Below are 11,720 nucleotides of genomic sequence, written 5' to 3' on the forward strand. Positions count from 1 at the left end.
GACGTTGCTCGATCACGGCGTCGGGCCCGGCGGTCGCCCGCCGAGCCCGACGAGGTGACCTACTTCTTGGCCTGACCGGCGGCGACCTCTTCCGCCGTCCAGTAGCCGGAGTCGATCAGCGTCGCCTTGATGTCGTCCTTGTAGACGGTCGCGATCGGCAGCAGGTACGACGGAACGACCTTGACGCCGTTGTTGTACGTCTCGCTGTCGTTGGCCTGCGGCGTCTTGTCCTGCAGGAACGCCTCGGCGGCGTTCGCGGCCTGGTCGGCCAGCAGGCGGGTGTCCTTGAAGACGGTCGAGTTCTGCACACCGTCGTTGATCAGCTTGATCGAGGCGATCTCGGCGTCCTGGCCGGTCACCACGGGCAGCTTCTTCTTGCCGGTAGCGCTGTAGCCCGCGTTCTGCAGGGCGGTGATGATGCCCCGGGAGATGCCGTCGTACGGCGAGAGGACCCCGTTGACGACCGAGCCGTCGTTGTAGCTGGAGGTCAGCAGGTCCTCCATGCGCTTCTGCGCGGTCTCCTGCTGCCAACGCAGGGTGGCCACCTGCTCCTTGGTGGTCTGCTTCGACTTCACCTTCAGCGTGCCCGCGTCGATGAACGGCTTGAGAGTGTCCATCGCGCCGCCGAAGAAGTACTGCGTGTTGTTGTCGTCCAGCGAGCCGGCGAACAGCTCGATGTTGAACGGACCCTTGGCCGTGCCCTTCGAGCCGTCCTTGTTCTGCAGGCCGAGCCCGACCAGGAGCGCGGTGGCCTGCGCCACGCCGACCTTGTAGTTGTCGAAGCTGACGTAGAAGTCGACGTTCTTGCTGCCGCGGATGAGCCGGTCGTACGAGATGACCGGGATCTTCGCGTCGGCGGCGGCCTGCAGCTGACCGCTGAGCGCCGTGCCGTCGATGGCCGCGATGATCAGGACGTCCGCGCCCTGGGTGATCATCTGGTCGACCTGCTGCGACTGGGTCGGGATGTCGTCGCCCGCGTACTGCAGGTCGACCTTGTAACCCTTGGACTCCAGCTTCGACTTCACCGCGTTGCCGTCGGCGATCCACCGCTCCGAGGTCTGCGTCGGCATCGCGACGCCGATCGTCAGGTCCCCCGGCTTCTTGTCGCTGGTGTTGTCGCCGCTGCCGGCGCCTCCACCACTGCACGCCGCCAGGCTCAACGCCAACGCCGCGCTACCGAGAGCAACCAGGAATTTCCTGCTCACGGGCGTCTCCTCTCCCGATTTCCCCCCGCCGACCGCCGGGGCCACCTGTCATCTTTCGGGTAGTGTTAGCGCTCACATAGTGCACGTCAACACTTGATCCGAAATACCGGTGTCACGGTCTCGTAACGGAGACTTCCCCAACCGCACGACCTCGCGCAACCCCTCCCGGCAGTTGATCGGCTGGCGCAGGTCACGAGGCATCGACGCGCTCAGCGGCGCGGCGGAGCGACACTGTCGCGGGCGACGAGTGTCGGCGCGATGGTCTGGCGCAGGGCGCCGCCGCCATTGCCGTTGCCCGACTCGATCTGGGTCAGCAACATCTGCAGACTCGCCCGTGCCACCGCGTCGAAATCCGGTCGGACGGTGGTCAACGGCGGAATGAAGTACGCCGCTTCCGGCACGTCGTCGAAACCCACGACGCTGATCTCGGCCGGCACCTTGCGCCCGAACTCGTGCAGCGCCCGCAGGACGCCCAGCGCGAGGTGGTCGTTGGCCGTGAAGATGGCGGTCACCTCCGGCATCCGGGCGAGCATCTGCCCGCACCGGTAGCCCGACGCCGCGGACCAGTCCCCGTGCATGAGGGGCGGTGGCTCCACTCCCGCGGCGAGCAGCGCCGCACGCCAGCCCTCGATACGACCGGCGCTGTCGAACCAGTCGGACGGCCCCGACACGTGCCACACCGTGCGGTGCCCGGCGTCGAGGAGATGCTGGGTCACCGCCCGAGCGCCCGCCACCTGGTCGACCGTCACCAACGGCACCGGACGGTGTGGGTCACCGTCGACCGTCACCAGTGGAACGTCCTTGGGGAGCCGCTCCAACGCCTCGCCGGCCGACTCCACGGGCGCGATGACCACGATGCCGGCGACCCGGTGCGCCAGGTGCCGCTCGACCGCGGCCGAGATGGAACGGTGGTCCAGGTCGCGCACGCTGCCGACGCTGACGGCGAAGCCCTCCGCCGCAGCGGTCTGCTCCAGAGCGGCCAGCAGCGACGCCGGACCGTAGAGGGTCGTGTTCTGAGCCACCACGCCGATGACCTGGGACCGGCCGGTCACCAGGGCGCGCGCCGCGCCGTTCGGGCGGTAGCCGAGTTCGGCGATCGCCGCCCGCACCCGCAACCGGGTCTGCTCGCGCACGTTGGGGTGCCCGTTGAGCACCCGCGACACCGTCTGATGGGAGACACCGGCCAGACGAGCGACGTCTGTCATCGCGGGACCGTGGACGGCCATTTCACTCCCCCCGCCTTCAACCCGACCCGCGGCCCGTCGACGTTGACTGGAGCGGCCCGGCCCGATCCCCCTCGCTCAGCCACCACGCCGGTGCTGAATCGCAGGTGACCAGCGCTGGATCGCCGACAGTCTACGCCAGCGATCGCCCCGGACACGGCACGGCTGAACGCGAACGACACGACGTGGGCCAGGTCGCGGCGGAGCTTCGCTCGCACGTCCGCGCCGTGGCCCTCGGCCGGAGGTGGCCGCAACGGGCCGCCGCCCCGCTCCAAGCTCCTGGACAGAGCGTGGAACAGGGCGGCGACTGGTCTGCTGCGACGACGTGGACCCTCCCCCTTCGGGTTGGGCGATGCCGTCACCTCACTCGTTGTGTGACCGGCGTCACGGTGTGGTCAGGTCGAAGCGGCGGACGGCGACCGAGCCACCGAGCGCCTGGGTCGCGTGGTTGAAGATGGCGAACCGGTAGCCCATGAAGAACTGCCAGTTGTTCGCCAGCGTCAGGGCGTTGCCGAAGGACGTGAAGTTCACGCCGTCGGTGCTGTACGAGAAGCGCGCCTGCCGGCCCGAGCCCGGTCTGATGTCGGCGTTGGCGCGCAACCAGATCCGGCCGCCGGAGATGGCGGTGCTCGCCGCCTCACTGCCGGTGCTGGTGGTGTTCCAGTTACCGTCCATCGTGAGACCGTTCTGCATCACCAGACGCGTCGATCCGTTGTCCCGCTTGATGCCGATCCAGGCGGACGAGTTGCGCAGCACCGCCAGGCCGGTGCGGTCACCGTCGCGCATCGTGGAGTAGTCGAGCTCGATGGTGGCGGTCGACGTGGGGCCCTGGATGCGGTGCGTCAACGTGTTGCGGGCCGCGTACAGGTCGCCGGTCACCGTGGCGGTCTGCAGGTTAAGCCCGTTGTTGACCGACCACCGACTGTTGTCCGGGTTGTGGTTCCACTCCCACTGCGGCCCCAGGGTGGTGCCGGCGAACGTGTCGGTGCCCGTCAGCGGCTTCACCGCGCGCGGCGGAGCGGGCAGGTTCGGCTTCGGGTAGGAGCTGCCCCAGGCGCCGTTGACGGTCTGCAGCACCGGCCAGCCGTCGCTGGTCCAGGTGATCGGCGCCAGGGCCGGCATCCGACCACCGGGGTACGCGTCGACGAACGACATGTAGTACCAGTCGCCGTTCTGGGTCTGCACGAGACCGCCCTGGTGGGGCACGCCGCCACCCGAGATGGGACCGGGCAGGTTGAGCAGCACCTGACGCTGCTCGTACGGGCCGAACGGGCCGTTGGTCGACTTCAGCACGTACTGGCCGTTGGCCGGCCGGGTGAGCCAGATGTAGTAGGCCCCGTTGCGCTTGTAGAAACGGGCGCCCTCCAGCGTGCCGATGCTCGACGGGGTCTGGTACACCTGCTGGGCGCGTACCTGGGACTTCCCGTCGGCGGAGAGCTGGGCGACGCTGATCGTCGTGTTGCCGTACGCCACGTACATGGTGTCGTTGTCGTCGATCAGCATGCCGGCGTCGTAGTAGCAGTTGGGGATGGTGGTGTGCTTGCTCCAGGTGCCGTCGACGGCCGACGCGGTGTAGATGTGGGTCTGCGCGAAGTCGATGCACCCGGCCCAGTAGTACGTGCGGTTGCTCGGCCGGTAGTTCAACGTCGAGGCCCAGATCCCGTCGACGTACGCGTTGCCGCCGCTCATGTCGTACTTCGAGCCGAAGTCGAGCCGGGGCACGGCGTGCCCGGCGTACTCCCAGTTCACCAGGTCGTACGAGCGCAGGACCGGCGCGCCTGGCGAGTAGTGCATGGTGGACGACGTCAGGTAGTAGACGTTGTCCACCCGGATGATGTCGACGTCGGCGAAGTCCTGCCAGATGGCCGGGTTGGAGAACGTGCCGTTCGACGGTGGCGGCGTGGTGGGGGGCGGCGTGGTGGGTGGCGGCGTGGTGGGGTTGCCCCCGCCGTCGACGCGCACGAGCTGCCACTGCTGGTTGGCGCCGTTCCAGTCGTCGTACTGCACGATGTTGCCGCCATCTGCGGTCGAGGCGCCCTGCACCTCCATGACCTTGTTGCTGTTGCGGTTGACCAACCGCACGTAGCCGCCGTCCGAGTCGGCGAGCCGGAACTGCTGGTTGGTGCCGTTGTTGTCCGACCACTGCACGATCGCCCCACCATTGGCGGTCGAACGGCCGGAAACGTCCAACACCTTGCCCGACAACCGCGACTTGACCCGGTAGTAACCACTACCCGAATCCACGAACTGCCACTGCTGCTGGTTACCGTTGTTACGCGTCCACTGCGTGATCCGCGCACCGTCGTTCGTGGCCGAGTTGTACACGTCCAATGCCTTGCCACTGTTGCGGTTCACCAGGACGTACCAGGCGCTGGTGTCGACCGTGGCCGCCGACGCGGGCGCCGCGGCCACGGCCACGGCCGCGCCACCGACCACCAGTGCCGTCGCGGCGACGGCCAATCTCGACAGCCAGTTGCGCCGGCGTGGCGCACCCCGGGGAACCCGACCGATGGAAAGCATGATCCTCCTCTGCTGACGCGAACCGTGCGGTCTAAGCCGGCGTCCGCGGCACCGGGCGGGGCACCGAGCTGACCACGCCCGGCCATGTGATCGCTAACAGCGCGCCCCGGGCGTCACGGCAGCACGATGCCGACGACGAGGGGTTAGGACGCGCGCACGGCCGGACCGAGCAACGACATCGACCACCTTCGCTATAGACTGTGAGCGATAACATGCTCTTAGTCAAGGCGTAACACAACCGGCCCGCAGGCCTGCTAATGCACGCGGCAGAGCCCGGACGCAGACACGAACGGGTGGTCCACCCCGGCCCGCAGGCGGGGGTGGACCACCCGGTTCAGCAGAGGCTTCGGCGCGGGTCAGAAGCCGCGCGCCAGCCGGTAGTAGGCCTGGTTCCAGCGGATCTCGTCGGCGAAGCGGCGCGTCGTGGTCTCGGCGTCGATCACGACCAGCTCGGTCCGGCTCATCTCGGCCAGATCGTGCAGCTCCTCGGCGCCCACCGCCTGCGAGAGCACCGTGTGGTGCGGGGCGCCGGCGGTGATCCAGGACTCGGCGGAGACCGGCAGGTCCGGACGCGGTCGCCAGACGGCGCGCGCCACCGGCAGCCGGCGCAGCGGCTGGGGCGGCGGCACGACGTCGATCTCGTTCGCCACCAGCCGGAACCGCTCCCCCATGTCGGCCAACCCGAGCACCACCGCGGGACCGGGCGCGGCGTCGAACACGAGCCGCACCGGATCCTCCCGGCCGCCGATGCTCAGCGGGTGGATCTCGACGTTGGGCACGTCGGACGCGATGGTCGGACAGACCTCGAGCATGTGCGCGCCGAGCACCACCTCCTGGCCCGGGGTCAGGTCGTAGGTGTAGTCCTCCATGAACGACGTGCCACCCGAGACCCCCACGGACATCGCCTTGATGGTGTGCACCAGGACGGACGTCTTCCAGTCGCCCTCGCCGCCGAAGCCGTAGCCGTCCGCCATCAGCCGCTGGACGGCGATGCCGGGGAGCTGACGCAGGCCGCCGAGATCCTCGAAGTTCGTGGTGAACGCCCGGAACCCACCGGCCTCCAGGAAGGCACGCATACCCAACTCGAGGCGGGCGGCGTACCGCAGCGAGTCGTGCCGCTCACCGCCGGGAAGCAGCTCGGCGCCCACGCGGTAGGTGTCGCCGTACTCCTTGACCAGCTCGTCCACGTCGGCGTCGGCGACCTCGCCGACGACCTCGACCAGGTCGTTCACGCCGTAGGTGTTGACCGACACCCCGAAGCGCAGCTCCGCCTCGACCTTGTCGCCCTCGGTGACCGCGACGTCGCGCATGTTGTCGCCGAAGCGGGCCAGGCGCAGCGACCGCATCGCCGACCAGCCGGTCGCCGCGCGGGCCCAGGCGCCGACCCGGGCGGTCACCCGCGGGTCGCTGACGTGCCCGGCGACCGTCTTGCGGGCCACGCCGAGGCGGGTCTGGATGTACCCGAACTCACGGTCGCCGTGCGCCGCCTGGTTCAGGTTCATGAAGTCCATGTCGATGTCGTCCCACGGCAGCAGGACGTTCGCCTGGGTGTGCAGGTGCAGCAGCGGCGTCTGCAACGCGTCCAGCCCGGCGATCCACATCTTCGCCGGCGAGAACGTGTGCATCCACGCGATGACCCCGATCGCGCCCTGGGCGGCGGCCTCCCGGCAGACCCGCAGGATCTCACCGCTGTTGGTCAGGACGGGCTTCCAGACCACCCGGGCGGGAATCTGCGGCGAGTCGTCGAGCGTGGCCGCGATCTGGCGGGACTGCTCGGCGACCTGCCGGAGCGTCTCCTCGCCGTACATGCCTTGGCTGCCGGTGAGGAACCAGATCTCGGGTTCGGGGTGTGGTGCCATGGGGTTGCCTTCCGCGAGAGGGGCGGTCACTTGTAACGGATTCCGATGAGTCGCTGCAGGAGGATGAACGCGAAGAGCAGGCCGCCGATCACGATCTTGGTCCACCAGGAGTTGAGGCTGCCGTCGAACGTGATGAGGGTCTGGATCACACCCAGGACCAGCACGCCGAGCACGGTGCCGAAAATGTAACCCGCGCCGCCGGTGAGCACCGTGCCACCGATGACGACGGCGGCGATGACGTCCAGCTCCATGCCGACGGCGATCAGCGGCGCCCCGGAGAGGGTGTAGAACGACAGCAGGATTCCGCCGATCGCGGAGCAGAGCCCGCTGATCGTGTAGACGGCGATCCGGGTACGCCCCAGCGGCAGGCCCATCAACAGCGCAGACTGCGGGTTGCCGCCGATCGCGTAGACGTTCCGTCCCAACCGGGTGTACGCCAGCACGTACGCGGCAACGAGCACCACCGCGAAGGCGATCAGCACGCTGATCGAGACGAAGTTGCCCCGGGGGTCGCCGATCCGCTCCTGCGACATCCTGGTCCAGAAACCGTCGGTGATCGGGATCGACGAGTCCGAGATGAACGTGCACATGCCCCGGGCGAAGAACATCCCGGCGAGCGTGACGATGAACGGCTGGATGTCGAAGAAGTGGATGACACAGCCCATCAGCAGGCCGAGTGTCGGCCCGATGAGCAGCGCGATCACGAGTACGAGCGCCGCCGGCAGGCCCTTCTCCAACAGCGACGCCGACACCATCGCCGTCATGGCGACGACGGAACCGACCGACAGGTCGATGCCGCCGGTGAGGATCACGAAGGTCATGCCGACCGCGACGACGAGCAGGAAGCCGTTGTCGATGAAGACGTTGAAGATGACCTGCACGTTCGAGAACGCCGTGTACTGGGACACGCCGATGCCGTACATGACCAGCAGCAGGGCGAGCGTGGCCAGCACCGGCACCTGCCGGCGGGGCAGCCGGAACCGGGTGCGGCGGGGGGCGGTGAGCGATCCGGTGGTCATGCCGGCACCTGCTCCTTCGGCTTGTCGGCGACGGGGCGCGGTGGCGGGGTGCTCTTCCGTCGCCGGCTGAACCGGGCCCGGAAGGCCGGCGCCTGGATGAGGCACACGGCGATGACGACCACCGCCTTGAACAGCAGCGACGTCTGCGGCGAGATGTTCATGGCGTACACCGTGGTGGTCAGGGTCTGGATGATCAGCGCCCCGAGGATGGTGCCGCTGAGGTAGAACCGGCCACCGGCGAGGGACGTACCGCCGATGACGACCGCCAGGATGGCGTCCAGCTCCACCCAGAGACCGACGGCGTTGCCGTCGGCGCTGGACACGTTGGCCGTCATCATGAAACCGGCGATCGCGGCGCAGGCGGCGCTGAGCACGTACACGAGGAAGATGACCCGGTTGGACCGGATGCCCGCCAGTCGGCTCGCCTCGGCGTTGCCGCCCACCGACTCGACGATCATGCCGAGCGCGGTGCGCCGGGTGAACGCGGCGACGAGCAGTGCGGCGGCGAGCGCGATGAAGATGGCCAGCGGCAGGGTCAGCAGGTGACCCAACCCGATGGCCCGGAACGGCCCCGAGTTGATGGTGATGATCTGGCCCTGGGTGATCAGCTGGGCGAGGCCGCGACCGGCCACCATCAGGATCAGCGTGGCGATGATCGGTTGGATACCGATCACGGCCACCAGCACCCCGTTCCAGGCGCCCAGCACCAGCGAGATACCGAACGCCATCGCGAGGGCGGTCAGCACCACGGCCAGGCTGTTCTGGTCGGTCTGCTTGCTGATGTACATGCAGGCGACCGCGCCGCTGATCGCGCAGAGCGAGCCGACCGACAGGTCGATGCCGCCGGTCGAGATGACCAGCGTCATGCCCAGCGCCACGAGGATCAGCGGGGCGCTCAACCGGAGGATGTCGATCGGCGTGCCGTACAGGTGCCCGTCCTTGAGCTCGATGGACAGGAACCCGGGCCGGTAGATCGTGTTCGCGGCGAGCATGACCACCAGCACGGCGACGGGCCAGAACAGCCGGTGACCGATCATCGTCCGATAGCGGCCCTTCGTGTCGTTCATCGGTCCGCCTCCTCCCGGTGGGATCCACTCGCGATCGTCTGCATGATGCGCTCCGCGTCGAGGTCCTCGTTGTTGGCGAGCTGCGCGACCATCTGCCGGTCCCGCATGACCGCCACCTTGTGGCTGAGGCGCAGCACCTCCTCCAACTCGGCCGAGATGAACAGCACCGCCATCCCACCGTCGGACAGTTGCGCCACGAGCCGCTGGATCTCGGTCTTCGCGCCGATGTCGATACCGCGGGTCGGCTCGTCGAGGATCAGCAGCCGCGGTTCGGTGATCAGCCAGCGGGCGAGGAGCACCTTCTGCTGGTTGCCGCCGGAGAGGTTGCGGACCGGCACCTCCGGGTCCGCCGGACGGATGTTGAGCGCCTTGACGTACTTGTCGACCAGCTCGTCCTGTCGGCGGCGCGGGATGGGCCGCAGCCAACCCCGGGCGGCCTGCATGGCGAGGATCATGTTCTCGCGGACCGACAGGTCGGGGACGATGCCCTCGGCGCGACGGTTCTCCGAGCAGAACCCGACGCCCTGGTCGATGGCCTGCGCGGGGGTACGCAGGCTGCTCGACGTGCCGTCGATCGCGACCTGCCCGCCGTCGGCCCGGTCGGCGCCGAAGAACAACCGCGCCACCTCGGTACGCCCCGAGCCCAGCAGGCCGGCGAGGCCCACCACCTCACCGGAGTGGATGGTCAGACTGAACGGCTCGACCGCTCCCGCCCGGCCCAGCTTCGACACCGCCACCAGCGGGGTGCCCTCCTCGATCGCGGCCAGGTCGCGCCGGGAGTGCTCCTCGATCCCCTCGAGGACGTCGAGCTCCTTGCCGATCATCTTCTCGACGAGGCCGAGTTGGGGCAGCTCGGCGGTCAGGTACTCGCCGACGAGCCCGCCGTTGCGCAGCACCGTGATGCGATCGGCGATCTCGTAGACCTGGTCGAGGAAGTGCGTCACGAACAGGATCGCGATGCCCTCGTCGCGGAGCTGCCGCATGATGCGGAACAACTGCGCGACCTCACCCGCGTCGAGACTGGACGTCGGCTCGTCCAGGATCAGCACCCGGGCCTGGATGTCGATCGCGCGGGCGATCGCGACCATCTGCTGGATCGCGAGGGAGTACGAGCCCAGCGGCGCGCTGACGTCGAGGTCGAGGTCGAGGCGGCTCAGCAGCGCGCGGGCGCGGCGGCGGACCTCGCCCCAGCGGACGGCGCCGAACAGCCTCGGCTCACGTCCGATGAAGATGTTCTCCGCCACCGAGAGGTTGGTGCAGAGATTGACCTCCTGGTAGACGGTGCTCACCCCGGCGGCCGTCGCCTGCATCGGCCCGCTGAAGGACACCGGCTCACCGCCGAGGGTGATCGTGCCGTCGTCGGTGTCGTAGACGCCGGTCAGCACCTTGATGAGGGTCGACTTCCCGGCGCCGTTCTCGCCCATCAGGGCGTGCACCTCGCCGGGGAAGAGCCGGAAGTTGACGTCGTGGAGTGCACGCACCCCGGGGAAGGACTTGCTGATCCCGGTCATCGTCAGGACCGGACGGCTATCCGTCATCCCATCAGACCTCTTCTGGGGGTTGTCGACGCGGATGGGCCGTTGCGCTCCCACCACGCCCGCCCGGCCCTTCACCTGGGCTCGGGCGGGCGTGGCGCGGGTCGTCGCGGGTCATGCCCGGTCCGTTCGGGTTTACGGGGCGACGCGGCGGGGCCGCCACGCGAGCGCGGCGACCCCTCCTCGTCGATCAGTACTTGCGGTTGGGCAGAGCCTCCTTGGCCTGCTCCTGGGTGAAGGTGGTCTCCTCGGTCTCGATCCGAGGCGGCACCGTCTCGCCCGCCTTGACCTTCTTGGCGAGGTCCATCAGCTGTGGGCCGAGCAGCGGGCTGCACTCCGCGATGAAGTTGAACTTCCCGTCGGCGAGAGCCTGCATACCGTCCTTGACGGCGTCGACCGTGATGATGGTGATGTCCTTGCCCGGCACCTTGCCGGCCGCGGTGATCGCCTCGAGAGCACCCAGACCCATGTCGTCGTTGTGCGCGAACAGCACGTCGATCTTCGGGTTGGCCTTGAGGAACTGCTCCATGACCTGCTTGCCACCGGCCCGGGTGAAGTCACCCGGCTGCGAGGCGATGATCTTCAGGTTCGGGTTGACGGCGATCGCCTCGCCGAAGCCCTTCTTGCGGTCGTTCGCCGGAGCGGCACCCGTGTTGCCCTGCAGCTCGACGATGTTGACCGGGCCCGTGGCGCCCTTCTTCTGCTCGACCAGCCACTCGCCCGCGAGCTTGCCCTCCTTGACGAAGTCCGAGCCGAGGAAGGTCTTGTAGAGGGTCTTGTCGGCCGAGTCGACCGAGCGGTCGGTCAGGATGACCGGGATGCCGGCGTCCTTGGCCTCCTTGAGCACGGTGTCCCACCCGGACTCCACCACCGGCGAGAAGGCGATGACGTCCACCTTCTGCTGGATGTAGTTGCGGATGGCCTTGATCTGGTTCTCCTGCTTCTGCTGCGCGTCGTCGAACTTCAGCTCGATGCCCGCCGCGGCAGCCGACTCCTTGATCGAGGTGGTGTTCGCCGTACGCCACCCGCTCTCGGCGCCGACCTGGGAGAAGCCCATCGTGATCTTGCCGTCGTCCTTGGACCCGCCGCCGCCGGTGTCGCTGTTGCCGCAGGCCGCCACGCCGCCGATGAGCAGCACACTGGCGAGGACCGCGATAGCGCGCTGCGTTCGCATCTTTCTCATCAGATCTCCTTGGCTGGGTGTGGTGGGGACCGCGTCAGCCGCCGACGAGAAGAGGTGGCGTACGCGGGTGGTGCGTGCTGGTGCGTCGGTGGAGCAGACCGGCGGGCCG

The 11,720-nt window shown here is 68.5% G+C and carries 8 protein-coding genes; all 8 read right to left on the reverse strand.

The features are described from left to right. Positions 1–59 precede the first annotated feature (59 nt). On the reverse strand, positions 60–1,205 hold the full coding sequence (gene chvE, locus ACIA3K_RS17130) for a multiple monosaccharide ABC transporter substrate-binding protein (RefSeq protein ID WP_396802058.1): 1,146 nt from the start codon (positions 1,203–1,205) through the stop codon (positions 60–62). Between the two features lie 209 nt (positions 1,206–1,414). Further along, entirely contained in the window at positions 1,415–2,410 is a 996-nt protein-coding gene (locus ACIA3K_RS17135; RefSeq protein WP_396802060.1) for a LacI family DNA-binding transcriptional regulator, read from the reverse strand. A 402-nt stretch (positions 2,411–2,812) separates the two neighbouring features. Next, positions 2,813–4,948 (reverse strand): family 43 glycosylhydrolase, encoded by a 2,136-nt coding sequence (locus ACIA3K_RS17140; protein WP_396802061.1) that lies wholly within the window; start codon positions 4,946–4,948, stop codon positions 2,813–2,815. A gap of 356 nt (positions 4,949–5,304) precedes the next feature. Further along, positions 5,305–6,807 (reverse strand): L-arabinose isomerase, encoded by a 1,503-nt coding sequence (araA, locus tag ACIA3K_RS17145; protein ID WP_357171503.1) that lies wholly within the window; start codon positions 6,805–6,807, stop codon positions 5,305–5,307. Positions 6,808–6,833: 26 nt separating this feature from the next. Next, positions 6,834–7,826 carry a galactofuranose ABC transporter, permease protein YjfF gene (yjfF, locus tag ACIA3K_RS17150; RefSeq protein ID WP_396802063.1) on the reverse strand — a complete coding sequence of 331 codons (993 nt, stop codon included), beginning with the start codon at positions 7,824–7,826 and terminating at the stop codon, positions 6,834–6,836. Next, positions 7,823–8,893 carry an ABC transporter permease gene (locus tag ACIA3K_RS17155; protein ID WP_396802065.1) on the reverse strand — a complete coding sequence of 357 codons (1,071 nt, stop codon included), beginning with the start codon at positions 8,891–8,893 and terminating at the stop codon, positions 7,823–7,825. Before ACIA3K_RS17155 ends, yjfF begins: the two co-directional genes overlap by 4 nt. Then, complete coding sequence (locus tag ACIA3K_RS17160) at positions 8,890–10,431, reverse strand: sugar ABC transporter ATP-binding protein (protein WP_396802066.1); 1,542 nt, start codon at positions 10,429–10,431, stop codon at positions 8,890–8,892. Before ACIA3K_RS17160 ends, ACIA3K_RS17155 begins: the two co-directional genes overlap by 4 nt. Before the next feature lie 187 nt (positions 10,432–10,618). Continuing rightward, positions 10,619–11,611, reverse strand: coding sequence for an ABC transporter substrate-binding protein (locus ACIA3K_RS17165; protein WP_396802067.1), 993 nt, complete (start codon positions 11,609–11,611; stop codon positions 10,619–10,621). Positions 11,612–11,720: the final 109 nt, after the last annotated feature.

Origin of the sequence: Micromonospora sp. NPDC051543 (genome assembly GCF_044454415.1) — a bacterium.
Lineage (GTDB): Bacteria > Actinomycetota > Actinomycetes > Mycobacteriales > Micromonosporaceae > Micromonospora.